Here is a 17572-nt window from a genome sequence, read left to right as displayed (position 1 = left end):
TCAGCGTAATCAAAAGACTATTTAACGGAACAAACCGAAGCCGAACACGAAACCTATCAAACAAAGAAACAAAACTCAAAAACCTAATCTACAACATCCACAGATCAACACAACTACCAAAAAAATAGGGTTTCTACAAAGCCATAATATTTTTAAAACAAAATTTTTATATGAATTTCTAATTTTTATTATACTTTATTATATTTTTAAAAAATTTTTCTTTAATTTCTTAATAATATTTTTTTTAAAAAACAAAAACATTTATATATGTACATATGAATAGATATTCATATGACTGAAGAGAATATTTGTGAAATCAAAAGTATAAGAGAAGATTTACTCGAAACAGTAAATAAAAAAATGAAAACAGAAGAAACATACAACGAAATAGCAAAATTATTCAAACTATTAGGGGACTACAACAGATTAAGAATAATTTCTGCACTAGAACACGAAGAATTATGTGTATGTGAACTATCATTACTTTTAGATATGAGTCAATCAAGCATATCCCATCAATTAAGATTATTAAGAAGTAATGACATGGTAAAATTCAGAAAAAAAAATAAAAGAGTATTTTATTCATTAAACAACGAGCAAATAACCAAGTTAATAAAAGAAGCTGAAGAATATGAGAAATAACCATCATGAACATGAAAACAGTGAACACACTCATAGCAAATCATGTACACACAAACATGAACACGAAGAATGCTCATGTGAAAAAGGAATACTAGAAAATATAGAAGAAGAACCTGAAAGTTACAAAAAATCAATTTATACAATAATTATAGGATTAATAATCTTTATAATAGGAATATATATCAATAAATTTACAACATTCCAAATAGGATCACTATCCTCAAACTTAATATCACAAATAATATTATTAATAGAAGTCATAATAGTTGGAAAAGAAATCATAACACATGGAATAAAATCATTACTAAACAAAGAAATAAAAATAGAATTACTAGTAACAATAGCAACAATAGGAGCATTTTTATTAGGAGATGGATTAGAAGGATCCATATTAATATTATTATTTTACATAGCCGAATTCATAGAAGATTTATCAATAGATAAATCAAAAAAATCAATAAGCAACTTAATAAAATTAAGTCCAGATAAAGCAACCATTAAAAAAAATGGAAAGGAAATAGAAATAAACATTGACCAAGTAGAAAAAAATGACATAGTAATTGTAAAACCTGGAGACAAAATCCCAGTTGATGGTATAATAATAAATGGAAACACAACTGTAAATCAAGCATCAATCACAGGAGAAAGTTTAGCAATAAATAAAGAAATAGGAGACGAAGTATACGCCTCCACAATAAATGAAGAAGGATACATTGAAATAAAAGTAACTAAATCCTCAAACAATACAATATTCGCTAAAATAATAGATTTAATCAAAGAATCAGAAGAAAAAAAAGCACATATAGATTTATTTATTGATAAATTCGCAAAATATTATACACCTACCGTAGTATTATTAGCCATAATTATAGCAATTATCCCCCCATTAATTTTACAACAAACATTTAATACATGGATATATAGAGCATTAGTTTTATTAGTGATCTCTTGCCCATGTGCATTAGTAATTTCAACACCCCTATCAATGGTTTCAGCTTTAACTGCAGGAACCAAAAATGGAATTATAATAAAAGGTGGAGAATATATCGAAGAGCTAAATAATATAAAAGCAATATTATTCGATAAAACAGGAACATTAACAGAAGGGAAACTAGAAATAAGATCCATAATCACTACACCACAATTTAAAAAAGACGAAATAATAAAAATAGCATGCAGTTTAGAAAATAAATCTAAACACCCTATTGCTAAAGCATTTAATGAATATAAATCAAAAAATAATATAAATTTAGGAAATGTAGAAAACTTTAAATCAATATCTGGACAAGGATTAGAAGGTACAATAAATAATACAAAATATTATATAGGTAAAAAAGAATTATTCCAATTCAACCCAGAATTTGACAAAAAAATTCAAAGCTTACAAAATAAAAATTCAAACAATAACAAAACAAGCATAATATTAAGTAATGAAAAAGAAATCCTTGGAATTATAAGTTTAGCAGATAAAATCAGAGAAAAAACCCCAAATACAATTAAACAACTACAAAATAAAAACATTAAAACAATAATGCTAACAGGAGATAATAATGAAATTGCAGCAAATGTAGCATCTTTAACTGGATTAGATAAATATTACAGTAATCTCCTACCAGAAGATAAAGTGAATATTACAGAAGAAATGATAAAAGAATACAGTAATGTTGCAATGGTAGGAGATGGAGTAAATGATACACCATCACTTGCAAGAGCAAATGTAGGAATCGCAATGGGAATGGAAGGAGCAGATGCAGCAATAGAAACAGGAGATATTATTCTTATAAATGATGATATAAGTAAAATAGATTATATTATAAATTTAGCTAAAAAAACCATGAACATTGTTAAAGAAAACATCATATTAACATTAACAGTTAAAGGATTATTAATCATTTTAGGAATTTGTGGTTATGTTGAATTATGGGAAGCTGTATTAATCGGTGATATGGGATTAACATTAATTGCAGTAGGAAATGCATTAAGAGCTTCTAAATTCAAACAAAAAAATATCACAATAAATTAAAAAAAAGGAATTAAAAATTATCTAGAGTAAGTCTTTTATCTATAGATTCAGTTTCTCTAGGTATTAATTCTTTATCAAAAGAAATTTCACCATATTTACCTCCACCTCCAGGAATAACATTAACAGTTCCATTCCTAAAAGCTTCAATAGCTTTAGAAGTTTCTAAATCAATTTTTTCAATCTCTTCAATAGGTGTATTAATTAAAATTGTAATCTCTGGACCAAAAGCATTTACTAATTTTTGCCATTTACCTTGAACAAATTTAGTAGTAACTCCTTTATCATAAATTGTACTAATAATTTCAGCCATAGGCATTAAATGAACATAATCCGGACGATGTTTTGGATGATGAGGTTCTTTCCAAGATGAAATCTCATTTATCCTATAATCAACACCTTTTTTAATTTTACCTCCACAGGTACATTTCATCTTATCTTCTTTAGCTATTAAAGGATCAATTAACTTATGACATTTAGTACATGCAGTCATATGGTACTTTCCTAAATTAGGATATAAACCATAATTTTTAGTAACTTTTTTATTTTTAATAGATTTTTTAAGAGAAGAATATGATATATCATCCATTTCAATTTGATTAAATTCTCTACCTAAACGATGAGGCCATGGAGAATGAGCATCAGAATTTGAAAGAAATACAAAATCTTGAAGTTCACTTACTGTATCCGCCATATTAGTATCAGCAGATAAACCTAATTCTATAAAATCAGGTTTTTTATCATAACAATCATAAATACTATCAAAAGATTTATACATTCCAGTCCAAGGAGTGAAAGCATGAGCAGGACCAATCATACAATCATACTCTTTAACCATTTCTAATATTTCAGCACCACCCATTTTGGTTCTTGGCCTACCATCTGAATTTTTATTTTTTGAAACTAATTTATCAGACAATTCACGAGCAATTTCTATTGTAGGTAGGAAAATTAAATGATGAATTCGACTTTTACCCTCAACTTCAGTAGTTAAAATAAAGTCACATTCATCTTTTGAATAAACCCCATCACCTTTATACTCAGTACTTTCTTCAATTATATTTAACCATCCAGGATGAAAAGCATCCCCAGTACCAACAAGATTCAAACCTTTTTCTTTACTTTTAGGAGCAATATTATTAATTAACATATCTTTAGATGTTGCCATAGAAAAACAACTATGAATATGTAAATCCGCATTAACTAACATGAGTATTCTATTTGAATTTTTTAATATATGAAATTATAGAAAATCAAAAACTAGAAAAAAGTATAAATTATTTCAAAACAATAAAAGTAATTACAAGTAACTAATACATAGTGATTTTATTGAGTGAAAAAAAACCAGCAGCTTTTGAAGCTAAACAAACTATTCAAGAAGTTATGACTGCTACAAGGGAAAAAGTGAAAAACATTACATTTAATCCTGAAGATTTTGAAGTTATAAACATTGATATAGAAATAAAAAATTTAAATCCTATTTTCCATAATTATAAAATAATTAACTTGTGTGATATTCACCTTGGGCAATGGATGACACCAGAATATTTGAATGGTGTAGTTGATATTGTAAATTCCCATAAACCAGATATGGTAACTTTAACTGGAGACTATGTATCCTATAATATAGATGATGTTAAAGACGATTTAGAAGATTCCTTAAAAAAGTTAAAACCTAAGGATGTTTCATTAGCCGTACTTGGAAATCATGACCATTGGTTAAATCCTGAAACAATCAAAAAAGTATTAAAAAATGCAAATATTCATAATGTTAGTAATGATGTTTTTGTGTTAAATAAAGAAGGCCATGAATTATATGTTGCAGGTGTGGATAGTATGATGGTTGGTGAAGATAATCTTGGAAAAGTTTTAACTAAAATTCCTGACGAAAGTGCTGCTATTTTACTTGCCCATGAACCTGATTTTGCAGATTTAAGTTCACTTAGTAGAAAATTTAGCCTACAAATATCTGGACATTCCCATGGAGGACAATTTATTATACCCGGAATAAATACTACACTTTTTAGAGGTTCTTACTCCAGAAAATATCCTGTAGGAAAATATAAAGTAGGTAATATGATTCAATACACAAGTCGTGGCTTAGGTACTAATATTTTTTGGTTTAGACTTAATTGTCCACCTGAAATAACTATTTTCCATTTAAAAAGTCCAATTGTTCAGGAAAAACTACGTGAAAAAGAATCATTAGAAGAAGATGAAAATAAAGGACAAACAAATGAAAATATTCTTGCATTAAGTTTAGAGAATATAGAATCAATGTATAAAAATTCAGAAACCTATGAAAAATTTGAAAAAGGTTTAAATAAATTATTAAAGCGTGAATAATTTTAATTAAAAGGAAATGTAAAATTGATTAAAATGGATCCTAAAGATATTAGACCAAAAATAAAAGAAACAACTAATTACATAACAAACGAACCAGTAGAACCTGAAAAAGTAAGTAGTAAAGCAAAAATCGGAAGGTCAATTGTAGTTTTAATTGGAGAAATTATAGGGTTCTTATTAATAGCACATGCAAATGTAGGATTGGTTGTAACAAGTTGGGAAACTGCAGTAGTTGCAGTAATAGCATTAGCAATTATCAATGCATTAATTTGGCCATTACTAACAAGACTTTTCCTACCTTTCCTAGTATATACAATTGGAATAGGAACCTTAATAATGGATGGATTATTAATTTATCTTTTAAGTTTATTTACTCCAGGATTAACTATTGAGGGACCTGCACTTATTTTAGCACCTTTAGGAATGGCATTAATAACAACAATTCTCTCAGCAGTACTTACATTAGATAGTGAAAGTTCATATTATAGAACTGTAACTAGAGATTTAATTAAAAAACGACATCCTACAACAAAAACATACCCAGGAATAATAATTTTAGAAATTGATGGATTAGCAAAAGAAATTTTTGAAGAAGCAATGAAAAAAGGATATATGCCAACATTATCTAAGTGGGTAAAAAGAGGAAGTCATACAGTCACAGAATGGGAAACTGATCTTTCAAGCCAAACAGGTGCTAGTCAAGCAGGTATCTTACACGGAAACAATGAAAATATTACAGCATTTAGATGGGTTGAAAAAGAACATAATAATCAAATTGTAACATCTACAGGATTTTCAGATGCTCCAATGATAGAAAAAAGAATATCCGATGGGAATGGTTTACTAGTAGATGATGGTGCAAGCCGTTCCAACTTATTTTCAGGAGATACTGATGATGTAGTATTAACCTTTAGTAAAATAAAAAATCTTAAAAAATTTTACAACACAACTTGGTATTACCTCTTCGCAAATCCTAACAGATTTCCAAGTATAATTATATTATTCTTTTGGGAAATGATATTAGAAATTATCTCACAAATAACTCACTGGTTAAGAAATGTTCAACCTCGTATTAGAAGAGGTTTAACATTTATACCTACAAGAGCAGGTGCTAATGTTCTTATGAGAGAAATAACCACTGAAACAATTATGGGAGACATGTTAGTAGGAGATATTGACATTACTTATGCAACATATTTAGGGTATGATGAAATAGCACATCATACAGGAATAAGGGATAATGATTCATTTAAATGTTTAAAACAATTAGATAAACAGTTTAACCGTTTAGAAAAAGCAAGCGAATATGCAGATAGACCATATAAATTTGTAATACAATCTGATCATGGACAAGGAAATGGTGCTACATTTAAACAAAGATATGGAATTAGTTTTGAAAACTATGTAAGAAGTTTATTACCTGAAGATATGACTTTATATAGTAATATGGATTCTAATGAGAACTATTCAAAAATGTTTTCACCATTTAAAGGTGCAAGAGATTCTATTAAAAATGGTATAGATAACATTACAGATAGAACTGAAGATGTTTTAGAGTATGTTACTAATGAAAAAGTTTTCCGAACTGAAAATAAAAAACCAGAAGAATCTGAAGTTATAGTATTAGCCTCAGGAAATTTAGCAATGGTTTATTTAACACAATTTAAAGAAAGATTATCCTATGAAAAAATTAAAAATTTATTCCCAAATCTTATACCTGGACTTGTTAAACAAGAAGGTATTGGTTTTATAATGGTAGATTCTGAAGAATTCGGTCCAATGGCTATTGGTGCTAACGGTGTTTACTATTTAAATGAAGATGAAATTGAAGGAGAAAATCCATTGGAAGTATTTGGTGAAAATGCTCCACAACATTTACGTAGAAGTAATAGTTTTAAATATACTCCTGATATTTTAGTAAACAGTTTCTATAATCCTGAAACTGAAGAAATTTGTGCATTTGAAGAATTAGTTGGAAGTCATGGAGGAATAGGTGGAACACAAAGTAAACCATTTATGTTACATCCAGTAGAATGGGATGTTCCAAACCCATTGATTAGTGCTGAAAATGTTTATAAAGTACTTAAAAGTGAAATATTGAAATATAGGAATTCTGAAAATATTACTAAAAATTTAAATCATGGAAAATAAAAAAATTTTACCAACTAAAGTAAAATTTTTTTCCACTTTTTTAAAAAAAATAATTTTTGAAAATTTATTATTTTAATTATAAATCATATTTTTTAGGAGGTTCTCCTGAAAAATCTCTTATAACAGCTTTTCCATCTTTAATATAAAATGCTTCAAAAATTGGGTTATCTGGTGTTTGATAAAGTGTTTTTACCAATTCATTAGAATCTATAATTTTTTGTTTTATATCAATATCATCTACAAATTCGGCTCTACCACTTATTCTACACCATTTAAATTCAGAATTTGCAACTACAAGTTCAAAATTTGGGTTTTCTTTTAATTCATTATATACTGGTTTTTGATTATTTGTACAAAAAAATAATTTCCCATTAGATTCAAGATAGAACATTAAAGGTCTTACTTTTGCATTTCCATCTAATCCCACAGTTGCTACATATTGAATTGGATTTTCTTTTAAAAAATTTATTACATCATTCATGATAATTTTTCTCCTTAATAATTAAATTCTTCTTTTTTATGTAATATTATAAAATATTTTAAAAAATTCTTAATAACTTATTATATTGAAATTAACTAATTAACTTCATATTAAAATATTAACAAAGAGGTTTATAAAGATTTTATAACTTTTTAGTAACTAAGTTACCTTTAAGTAACCAATAAATTATAATTATTATATTATATCCAGTATAATCTATTATTTAAAAAAATTGTAACTGAAAAGTTACTTAGTAACTATTCAGTAACCAAAAAATTAAAAAATATAAATTTTTTATATATTCAAAATTATAATTAATTATAACTGATTCATTAAAAATTTTTAAATATTTAGGAGAAAAAGTTTCATGACAAAAACTAAAAATTGTGGAATAAATTGTCCTGTGGATAAAGCTTTAGAATTAATTAATAAAAAATGGACAATCCAAATAATTAGAGACCTGTTTTTTGGGAAAAAACACTTTAAAGAATTTTTAGAAAATAAACCAGGACTAAGTAATAAAGTACTATCAAATTGCTTAAAAAATATGGAAGAGAATAATCTTATAGAAAAAAAAGTCTTAAGCACAAGCCCAGTGACAACAGAATATTATTTAACTGAACGTGGAAAAAGTATGAATAAAATAATATATGAATTAGCTATGTTCACTTTAGATAAATGTGATTATGAAGAATATGAAAATGTAGAAGTTAATAAAACTATAAAAAATAACTTCAAAAAAGCTTTAAATATTGAAGAATAAAATAAAAAAAACTGATTAATATGGGAAAACTAAATATAGTAGGTGTAGGACCTGGATCTAAAGAATATTTAACACAAAATGCAATAGAAACTGTTGAAAATTCAGATATAACTATAGGCAGCCAAAGAGCACTTGATTTGTTTGAAAACAAAAAGGAGTATATAGTATTTAATGTTAAAGATTTGACAAAAAAATTGGAAGAATCAGTTGAAATGGCCAAAGAAGGTAAAAATATCACTATATTATCAACTGGAGATCCAGGATTTTCAGGTGTTCTTAAACCTATAAAACGAATAAGTAACGAAAAAGGATTCAATATAGATAATATAAATGTTATTCCTGGAATAAGTTCCCTACAGTTAGCTGCATCTAAAAATCATATTAATTGGGATGAAGCAAATATTATAACATTTCATGGTAGGGAAAATATTGAAGATATTTTACAATATATAAATAATGGTAAAACAACAATTGCATTACCTTCACGTAAAGTTAAGGATATGGCAAAATTTCTTTTAGATAATGATGTTAATCCTAATAGAGAAGTAATTGTATGTGAAAGACTCAGTTATCCTGAAGAACGAATAGTTAAATCTAATTTAAAAGAAATAGCAAATAGTGAATTTACTTATATGTGTGTTATGATTATATAAAGCTTGGTTTAATGGATTTAATTAGAATATTTTTGTATTTGTAAAAAAAATATTTATGTGAAAGATAAATTTTCACTTTGTAAGTATTGTATTTGTAAAAAAAAATATTTATGTGAAAGATGAATTTTCACTTTGTAAGGATTGTAGTTGTAAAAAAAAAGTAAATTATAAAAATTTTAATTATTTTTATAATTGTATAGTATCTCTTTTTACTTCATCGTTGATTTTACCTTCATATAATATTTCAGCTAAATTATTAAGTTTATCAATTCCTTTAACTTCATCTTTAAATAAAGGAATTTGTGTAACTTCTTGTTCTTTGAATTTTTGATTTATTAATGCTAAACGTTTTTGTTGTAATGTGTGTCTTGAATGACAAAAATCACAATCTGTAATATCTGGCATTACTTGATTAACAACTATTCCATCAACTGTTATATCAAATTTTTCAAGTGCTTCAATAGCTCTTTCTGATTCATAAATACTCATTTCTTCAGGAATTACTACCATTTTAAATGTTGTTCTTTCAGGATCAGATAATACTTTTTTTGCTTCATTTATTTGTCTTTTTGTTGCTTCTAATTCTGCAGTTGATGCTACATCATCATTTGGATCCATGAAGGGAATTATTCCTTTTAATTTTGATGAAGCTTCACCTAATTTTGTTTTAGCTTTATATAATTTACCTACCCATGAATCCATAACTTCTGGGAAGGATAATAATCTTAATGTATGGCCGGTTGGTGCTGTATCAAATACTACTATATCATATTCATTATTTGTTAAAAGTCCCATGAAAACTTCAAATGCTGCTGCTTCATCAGCTCCAGGAGATGAAGATGCTAAATCCATTTGATCCCCTAAAAAATCTAGGCCTGCCATTTTATCTGCTGTGGCTCTAGCTTTTTGACTATTGATTTGTTGTTGTTTTTGTTCCATAGCCATGTCGGGGTCTATTTCAATTGCATGTAAATTTTCTGTAACTTCTACAGGATATGGTCCTATATTAACTTCTAAAGAATCAGATAATGAGTGTGCTGGATCTGTTGAAACTAATAATGTATTTTTACCTTTTTTAGCTAACCATAAAGCTGTTGAACATGAAACACTTGTTTTTCCAACTCCTCCTTTTCCACCTACAAACATGAAAGTTGTTTGACCATTTTTAAATTTAAATAAATCTTTAAATGCCATTTTTAAATGCACTCTCCATTATATACTTTTTTTATTTTTTTTTAGTTTATAATATAAATTATCATTATTTTTTTTAAACTTAAAATATTAATTGATTTTTTTTAGTTAATAAAAGTTTTTAAAATTTTTGGTTTAATTAGATAATTATTAAATAAATTAAATATAAAATATTATTATTATAATTTTTTTATTAATAATAATAATCTAGTGATATTATGTTAGAATTACCTGAAATCAATAGTGAAAAAGCTAAAAATGAAATTATCGATTTTATAAAAGAAACTGTTTCTAATGCACATGCTAAAGGTATTGTTGTTGGATTAAGTGGTGGAATCGATTCAAGTGTAAGTGGATTATTATCAGTTGAAGCTGTCGGTAAAGAAAATGTTTTTGGAATTCATATGTACAGTTCAACAACTCCTGATGAAGATAGAAAACATGCTCGTTTAATGGCAAACATATTAGATATTAGATATATTGAGGTTTCTATCGATACAATTTCAAATGAATTTTTTAATATTACAGATACTGAGAATATAAAAAAATTAGATTATATTAATGAGGATATTTTCAAAGTTGCAAGTGGTAATCTGAAAGCAAGAATAAGAATGTCTTTATTATATTATTATGCTAATTTAAAAAATTATATTGTTATTGGTACAGGTAATAGAAGTGAATTACTTATTGGATATTTCACTAAATATGGTGATGGTGGTTGTGATATTGAACCAATTGGGGATATTTATAAAACTCAACTTAGAATTTTAGCTAAAGATTGGGGTATTCCTGAAGATATAATTTCTAAGCCTCCTAGAGCAGGTTTATGGCCTGGTCAAAAAGATGAAGATGAAATTGGTTTAAGTTATGATAAATTAGACTCTTTATTATATATGATTATTGACAAGAATATGGATAATGATGAGATAATAAAAAATATTGATTTAAGCATTGAGGAAATTAATAGGATTAGATCTAAGATAGTAAATAGTAGACATAAAGTTGAATCTCCTCAAAGTCCAAGAACTAGTGGAAAATTAATTTAAATAACATTTTACTTTAAAAAAAAATTATAAAAATATTAAACGGTGAATTCAGTGACAAATGATATAGAAAAGAAATGGCAAAAAAAATGGGAAGATGCTAAGCTATTTCAATCAGACCCAGATGAAAGAAAAAAATTATACTTAACAGTTGCATTCCCATACCCAAGTGGAGCAATGCATATTGGACATGGAAGAACATACACAGTTCCTGATGTATATGCAAGATTTAAAAGAATGGAAGGATATAATGTACTCTTCCCAATGGCATGGCATGTAACCGGTGCACCAGTAATAGGAATAGCAAGTAGAATAAAAAGAAAAGATCCATGGACAATGGAATTATATGAAAAGGTTCACAGAGTACCAAAAGAAACATTACCCCAATTAGAAGACCCTGAATTCATAGTAAAATATTTTAGTAATGAATACCATGAAGTAATGGACGATATGGGATTTTCCATAGACTGGAGAAGAGAGTTCAGAACAATAGACCCTACATACCAAAAATTTGTAACATGGCAAATAACAAAATTATATGATAAAGGTTTAATAACAAAAGGAAAACACCCAGTAAAATACTGTCCAAGAGACAAAAATCCTGTAGGAGACCATGACTTACTTGAAGGAGAAGGAGTAAGTATAAATGAACTAACACTACTTAAATTTGAAATAGACGGTAAAATATTAGTACCTGCTACATTCAGACCAGAAACAATATATGGTGCAACAAACCTATGGATAAACCCCGATGTAGAATACATTGAAGTTAAAAATGAAAATGAAACTTGGATAATAAGCAGAACAGCATACGATAACTTATCAAATCAAATTAATGGTTTAGAAATATTAGGTCAAATAGACATGACCCCATACATAGGAAAATATGTTACAAATCCAATAACAAATGAAAAACTACCATTATTACCAGCTAGTTTTGTAGATGCCGAATATGGTAGCGGAACCGTATTCTCCGTACCAGCCCATGCACCAGCAGATTATATTGCATTAAAAGATTTAAAGGAAAACAAAGCACTACTAAAAAATTATGGATTAGAAGAAACAGTAGCAAAAATAGAACCTATACCAGTAATAAAACTCAAAAAATATGGGGACATACCTGCTAAAGATGTTATAGAAAAATTAGGAATCAAAAACCAAGAAGATCCTAAACTTCAAGAAGCAACCAATGAATTATACAAAACAGAACATAACAAAGGCCGTATAAGAGAAGACATCCCAGAATTTGCTGGAGAAAGTGTAGTCACTGCAAGAAATGAAATAAGAGACCAAATGCTTGAAAACAATCAAGCAGGAAAAATGTATGACTTTTCAGAAAGACCAGTGATATGTAGATGTGGAGAACGTTGTGTAGTTAAAGTAATGGATAACCAATGGTTTTTAAGATATTCTGATGAAGAATGGACAAACACAGCAAGAGAAGTATTAGAAGGAGAAACCATAATACCTGGAGAAGTTAAATCAAATTTTGAATATTATTTAGGATGGTTAGAAGATTGGGCTTGTTCCAGAAGATTAGGATTAGGTACACACTTACCATGGGACAAACAATGGTTAATTGAACCATTATCAGATTCTACAATATACATGTCTTATTATACTATAGCAAAATATCTAAAAAATATGGATCCTGAAATATTAACACCTGCATTTTTTGATAAAGTATTTTTAAATAAAGAACCAGAAAATAATGAAGAAATAAAATTAGAACCTGAAAAAGTAAAAGAAATTCAAGACGAATTTAACTACTGGTACCCATTAGATTGGAGACTATCTGCAAAAGATTTAGTAGGAAACCATTTAAGCTTTTTAATGTTCCACCACGGAGCTATTTTCCCTAAAGAAAAATGGCCACAAGGAACAGTTGTCTTCGGAATGGGATTACTTGAAGGAAATAAAATGTCTTCATCAAAAGGTAATATTATATTACTAAAAGATGCAATAAAAGATTACTCTGCAGATGTTGTAAGATTATTCTTAATGTCATCTGCTGAACCATGGCAAGATTTCGATTGGAGAGAAAAAGAGGTTTTAGGAACAAAAAGAAAATTAAATTGGTTTAAAGAATTTGCAACAAAAATTGAAGAAATTAAAAACGAACCAATTGATTTAAATAAGATTGACAAAGTGGAATTAACTAGAACAATTGATTTATGGATGATAAACCAACTAAACCTCAGAATTAAAAATGCTACTGAAGCATTAGAAGTATTCCAAACAAGAAAAGCATTACAAGAATCATTTTTCCTTCTTAAAAAAGATTTAGATCATTATATGTATAGAACAAAACATTTAATCAATACTAAAGATCCTGGTATGATATATGTATTATCAACTGTTTTAGAATCCTGGTTAAGATTATTATCCCCATTCACACCACATACTTGTGAAGAAATATGGAGTAAACATGGAGGAAAAGGATTTATATCTGAAGCTGAATGGCCAAAATATGATGAATCTTTAATAAATCCAAAAATAGAAAGATCAGAACTTATTATACAAAACCTTGTTAAAGACATAACTGAAATCAAAAACATGGTTGGAAACAATATAGAAAAAGTTCACTTATATTTATCTCCAGAATGGAAATGGGATTTATATAAAATAGCTGATGAAGTAGGAAAACCAGATATTGGAAAAATAATGGGAAAAGCTATTGCGGAAAATATCCATGACAACAAAAAGGAAATCGCAACTACAGCTAAAAAATTAGGTAGAGAAGTTACAAAAACTAAATATATTGGTAAAATTGATGAATTAAAAATAATTACTGATGCTACAGATTATATAGAAGAAGAATGTAACTCTAAAATAATTATCCATACAGATGATAGTTATGATCCTAAAAATAAGGCTAAAAATGCAATTCCTTATAAACCAGCTATATATATGGAATAAAAAAAAGGGATTTGGTAATATTTTACCAACCCTAAAACTTTACTTTTTTTTTATTATAATTTACGTGCAAAAATTAAATACCCACTATGTCCAACCATTCTTGTTTTTGGACGAGTCCCTTGAGGTCTAACTTCCATTTCACGTTCTAAAGTTTCAAGAATCTTTATATCAGAGAAACCTACTTTTTTAGATATTTTATAACTAATCTCAGCTTGTTGAATATATGGAGCATAAACTGCTAACCATCCTCCTAACCTTAAATTTTTATAAACATCCTCAAAGATTTCAAAAGGTTTTGGAAGATCTAAAAATACTAAATCTATTTCTTCTTCATCTATCCCTTGTTTAATATCCTTATTTTTAATTTCAATATTTGTTATTCCAAAATCATCTATATTTTTTTTAGCTACTTGAGCAAAATCTTCTCGAATTTCATATGAAAACACTTTACCCTTTTCTCCAACAACATTACCAAAATTTAAAGCTATAGCTCCTGCACCTGTTCCAGCATCAATTACTCTATCACCAGCACCTAGACCAGTATGTGCTAAAACAACCCCAATATCCTTTTGAATAAGTATAGAACATCTTCTATCCATTAAATCAATGAAATCATTAACAGTAGGTTTAATAATTTTATATTTTTTCCCTAAATGTGTAACTACCTCATCACCTATAGTTGCTCTTTCCATCTGCTCTTTTTTTATTATACCTAAATCTGTTTGGAATTCTCTATCTTCTTTAAGTAAATATTTTTTACCTCTTTCGTCCATTAAAATCTTCAAAAAATCACCATTTTAATTATTAACTTAATTTTATTATTCTATTGTATACTATTTTTTTTAATAAAAAATTCTATTGTATACATTTCTATCTTTTACATTAACTTTTGATCTTTAATTTCTTTTTTAAAATTTAAATATTGCTCATTTAAAACTTTTCTAATTTCTTTAGCAATTTTTTTACCTATACCCTCAACTTCTTGTAATTCATCTTCAGATGCATTTATAACATTTTCAACTGATCCAAAATGTTCTAATAAATTTTTAGCACTTACAGGACCAATATGAGGTAAAGATTCAACAATAAATAATTGTTGTTCCCATAAATTTACAGGTTTTCTCTCAGTTCTTAACTGAATATTAGGTCTTTCCCCTTTCTGTTCACGAGCAGCAATTCTTTTAATCATTGCAGCAGTATCTTCTGAACTTCTTGTAGGAATAATACTTATTCCAAAATCTAAAGCTATAGACGCAATGGATCCTCGAATAGCATTTGGATTAATAAATCCAGTATAAAAATCATCACCTTCTAAAATCATTATAGGTTTTTTAAATTCTTCCATCATCATTCTTGCCTGTTTAAAAAGACGTTTATCTACAATAGAATCTACAAAGTCTTTTGCAGTTTTACGTTCAATAGCTACATCATCACTAATTTGATAGTCCGCAACAGTTAAAGCTTTAATTTTAACATCAACATCAATTAAATCTAAATCACGAATAACATTAGAATTTCCTTCTCTGGAATCAACATACACAAGTAAGTTTTTATTTTTAGGACTAAGATCTAAGTTTCCCTCAATGCTAATTTCTTTATTATCATCACCTACAAGTTCTTCATCTAATTTATCATCTTCAATTTTAGGTTTACCAGATTTTTCTGATTTAACACTTTCAATAAGTTCCTTAGCATTTAAATCCAAACCATCTATTGCGTCCTTAGTTAATAATTGTTTTTTCATCTTCTTTTCTTTATTAACAGCAGCCCAATAATAACCTTCATCCCTAGTTCCTTTTGTTATTAAAACCTTCATTTTACCAGTATTTTTACGTCCAGTACGTCCTCTTCTTTGTATCATACGAACTTCAGATGGGACAGGTTCATATAAAATAACTAAATCAACTGCAGGAATATCAATACCTTCTTCAGCAACACTTGTTGAAAGTAAAACATCATAAGAACCAGTCTTAAAAGATTTAATGATATTTTTTTGTTCTTTTTGAGTTAAACCTTTTTCACCATCTCGTGTACCTTGACCAAAAAATTTTACACTTTTAATACCCTCTTTTTCACATCTTTGATGTAACATTTCAAGTGTATCCCTAAACTGAGTAAAAACTATAATCTTAGGAATTTTTACATTATCTTGAGTATCCCGCATAGATTTTAATCTAGTTTGATTATCATCTACACCTAACTCTTTTTTAAGAATTTCTACTAATTTTTGCAACTTTGGATGTTCAATTCCTTTTTCTTCTGCTTCATGTGCTAATCTTATTGCTTTAGTAAAATTAGGATCTAATAATAAATTTTTTGCAGCTTTAGTATTCTTCTTTCTCAACCTTTTAACATATTGATTAAAAGTATTAACCCCTTGTGTTTCTAAAAGAACTAATGAATGTTGAACATTAATCACAGCACTTAAAATAGACATAGCCTGATAACATTGCTTAGGAGGGTTAGTAGAACGAGCAATTCTATTTTGGACACGACCTCTAGCTTGTAAAACATCCCTTTTATTAACAGATATAGTATTTATTACACCTAAAGATTTTAAACCTTTCAAACGGAGTTTTAAAGCTTTATTAAGAAGTTCTTTAATTCTTTCCAATTCTTTACCTAATTTAATCTGAACCCAATCTATTTCAATAGGATTAAAATAAGGTTTAACATCAGGATCATCTTCAGTTTTAATTTTAACTTTTTGAATAAAAAGATTTTGACAAACCTCATTGATTTTAGATTTATCATAACCTGGTGATGCAGTTAATCCTAAAATTAAATGATTCTTAGCTTCTTTAACATACCTAGAAGCTAAATAAACATAAGAATAAGAACCTACGGCATGATGACATTCATCAAAAACTACTAATGAAACATTTTCTAAAGAATAACGATTATTTAATAAATCAGACTCAACAGTTTGTGGAGTTGCACATATAATTTGAGATTCATCCCATCTTTTAGATCTTTCTTCAGTTTTAACAGAACCAGTAATAGATGTACATTTAGGTATTAGAAACTTTTTAAAATTTTCTTCATGTTGTATCGCTAATGGTTTACTAGGTGCCAAAATTAGAACTTTAGATGATTTTAATTTATCTAACCTCTCTGCAGCAACAAGAACAGCCACTAAAGTTTTCCCTAATGCAGTTGGAGCAACAATCATTGTATTACCCTCTGTTAATACATCAGCAGCTAATATTTGTTGATAAGTTCTAGCTTCAGCAGTTTTAGGTCGTATCAATTTATGCTCGATAAAATTTACCATAAATATAATATAATGCTTAATACTTTAAATAATTAATCAAAACTTTTTAAAATAGTTACAAAACACCAATTTTTTTAAAAAAAAGTACC

Annotated in this window: 12 protein-coding genes and 1 pseudogene; 8 read left to right on the top strand and 5 right to left on the bottom strand. The window is 27.5% G+C overall.

The annotated features are described in order from the left end of the window. Positions 1-291 precede the first annotated feature (291 nt). Both BP769_RS00775 and BP769_RS00770 read left to right on the top strand, forming a co-directional pair. Positions 292-642: an ArsR/SmtB family transcription factor gene (locus tag BP769_RS00775; RefSeq protein ID WP_413826730.1), complete on the top strand. Its 351-nt coding sequence runs from the start codon at positions 292-294 to the stop codon at positions 640-642. Next, positions 632-2665 carry a heavy metal translocating P-type ATPase gene (locus tag BP769_RS00770; RefSeq protein ID WP_413826733.1) on the top strand — a complete coding sequence of 678 codons (2034 nt, stop codon included), beginning with the start codon at positions 632-634 and terminating at the stop codon, positions 2663-2665. The genes BP769_RS00775 and BP769_RS00770 overlap by 11 nt, the downstream gene beginning before the upstream one ends. A gap of 10 nt (positions 2666-2675) precedes the next feature. Here the strand turns inward: BP769_RS00770 and BP769_RS00765 are convergent, their stop codons facing one another. Next, on the bottom strand, positions 2676-3872 hold the full coding sequence (locus tag BP769_RS00765; protein WP_413824639.1) for a TIGR00375 family protein: 1197 nt from the start codon (positions 3870-3872) through the stop codon (positions 2676-2678). Between the two features lie 119 nt (positions 3873-3991). On the opposite strand from BP769_RS00765, the pseudogene BP769_RS00760 reads away from it, so the two are divergent. Together BP769_RS00760 and BP769_RS00755 are read left to right on the top strand one after the other, a co-directional pair. Next, positions 3992-4831, top strand: a pseudogene (locus tag BP769_RS00760) (metallophosphoesterase); the annotation flags it as partial. A 210-nt stretch (positions 4832-5041) separates the two neighbouring features. Further along, a complete protein-coding gene (locus BP769_RS00755; protein WP_413861795.1) occupies positions 5042-7159 on the top strand; it encodes a phage holin family protein in 2118 nt (705 codons plus the stop codon). A 76-nt stretch (positions 7160-7235) separates the two neighbouring features. Here BP769_RS00755 and BP769_RS00750 read toward each other — a convergent pair whose 3' ends face one another. Next, positions 7236-7640, bottom strand: coding sequence for a pyridoxamine 5'-phosphate oxidase family protein (locus BP769_RS00750; protein ID WP_413824644.1), 405 nt, complete (start codon positions 7638-7640; stop codon positions 7236-7238). A 367-nt stretch (positions 7641-8007) separates the two neighbouring features. Between BP769_RS00750 and BP769_RS00745 the strand changes: the two genes are divergently transcribed. Both BP769_RS00745 and BP769_RS00740 read left to right on the top strand, forming a co-directional pair. Then, positions 8008-8403 carry a winged helix-turn-helix transcriptional regulator gene (locus tag BP769_RS00745; protein WP_413824647.1) on the top strand — a complete coding sequence of 132 codons (396 nt, stop codon included), beginning with the start codon at positions 8008-8010 and terminating at the stop codon, positions 8401-8403. A 20-nt stretch (positions 8404-8423) separates the two neighbouring features. After that, a complete protein-coding gene (locus BP769_RS00740) occupies positions 8424-9056 on the top strand; it encodes a cobalt-precorrin-7 (C(5))-methyltransferase (protein ID WP_413824650.1) in 633 nt (210 codons plus the stop codon). A gap of 186 nt (positions 9057-9242) precedes the next feature. On the opposite strand, the gene BP769_RS00735 is transcribed toward BP769_RS00740, so the two are convergent. Beyond that, positions 9243-10250 carry an ArsA family ATPase gene (locus BP769_RS00735; RefSeq protein ID WP_413824652.1) on the bottom strand — a complete coding sequence of 336 codons (1008 nt, stop codon included), beginning with the start codon at positions 10248-10250 and terminating at the stop codon, positions 9243-9245. Positions 10251-10465: 215 nt separating this feature from the next. Here BP769_RS00735 and BP769_RS00730 point away from each other — a divergent pair, with 215 nt between their 5' ends. Together BP769_RS00730 and leuS are read left to right on the top strand one after the other, a co-directional pair. Next, entirely contained in the window at positions 10466-11293 is an 828-nt protein-coding gene (locus tag BP769_RS00730) for an NAD+ synthase (RefSeq protein WP_413824654.1), read from the top strand. Positions 11294-11344: 51 nt separating this feature from the next. After that, the gene (leuS, locus tag BP769_RS00725; protein ID WP_413824657.1) at positions 11345-14209 is read left to right on the top strand and encodes a leucine--tRNA ligase; all 2865 of its coding nucleotides are present in this window, start codon (positions 11345-11347) and stop codon (positions 14207-14209) included. Between the two features lie 53 nt (positions 14210-14262). On the opposite strand, the gene BP769_RS00720 is transcribed toward leuS, so the two are convergent. Beyond that, a complete protein-coding gene (locus BP769_RS00720) occupies positions 14263-14994 on the bottom strand; it encodes a tRNA (adenine-N1)-methyltransferase (RefSeq protein WP_413824660.1) in 732 nt (243 codons plus the stop codon). Positions 14995-15086: 92 nt separating this feature from the next. Continuing rightward, the gene (locus BP769_RS00715; RefSeq protein WP_413824662.1) at positions 15087-17483 is read right to left on the bottom strand and encodes a DEAD/DEAH box helicase; all 2397 of its coding nucleotides are present in this window, start codon (positions 17481-17483) and stop codon (positions 15087-15089) included. Positions 17484-17572 lie beyond the last annotated feature (89 nt).

It is taken from the genome of Methanobrevibacter sp. UBA417 (genome assembly GCF_002508845.1).
Lineage (GTDB): Archaea > Methanobacteriota > Methanobacteria > Methanobacteriales > Methanobacteriaceae > Methanobrevibacter_A > Methanobrevibacter_A acididurans.
This window is presented reverse-complemented; position numbering and strand designations above follow the sequence as displayed.

Coding starts and splice junctions, on each gene's coding strand:
- BP769_RS00740 (WP_413824650.1), top strand. CDS start 8,424: ATGGGAAAACTAAATATAGTAGGTGTAGGACCTGGATCTAAAGAATAT.
- BP769_RS00745 (WP_413824647.1), top strand. CDS start 8,008: ATGACAAAAACTAAAAATTGTGGAATAAATTGTCCTGTGGATAAAGCT.
- BP769_RS00715 (WP_413824662.1), bottom strand. CDS start 17,483: ATGGTAAATTTTATCGAGCATAAATTGATACGACCTAAAACTGCTGAA.
- BP769_RS00765 (WP_413824639.1), bottom strand. CDS start 3,872: ATGTTAGTTAATGCGGATTTACATATTCATAGTTGTTTTTCTATGGCA.
- BP769_RS00730 (WP_413824654.1), top strand. CDS start 10,466: ATGTTAGAATTACCTGAAATCAATAGTGAAAAAGCTAAAAATGAAATT.
- BP769_RS00775 (WP_413826730.1), top strand. CDS start 292: ATGACTGAAGAGAATATTTGTGAAATCAAAAGTATAAGAGAAGATTTA.
- BP769_RS00755 (WP_413861795.1), top strand. CDS start 5,042: ATGGATCCTAAAGATATTAGACCAAAAATAAAAGAAACAACTAATTAC.
- BP769_RS00770 (WP_413826733.1), top strand. CDS start 632: ATGAGAAATAACCATCATGAACATGAAAACAGTGAACACACTCATAGC.
- BP769_RS00735 (WP_413824652.1), bottom strand. CDS start 10,250: ATGGCATTTAAAGATTTATTTAAATTTAAAAATGGTCAAACAACTTTC.
- BP769_RS00750 (WP_413824644.1), bottom strand. CDS start 7,640: ATGAATGATGTAATAAATTTTTTAAAAGAAAATCCAATTCAATATGTA.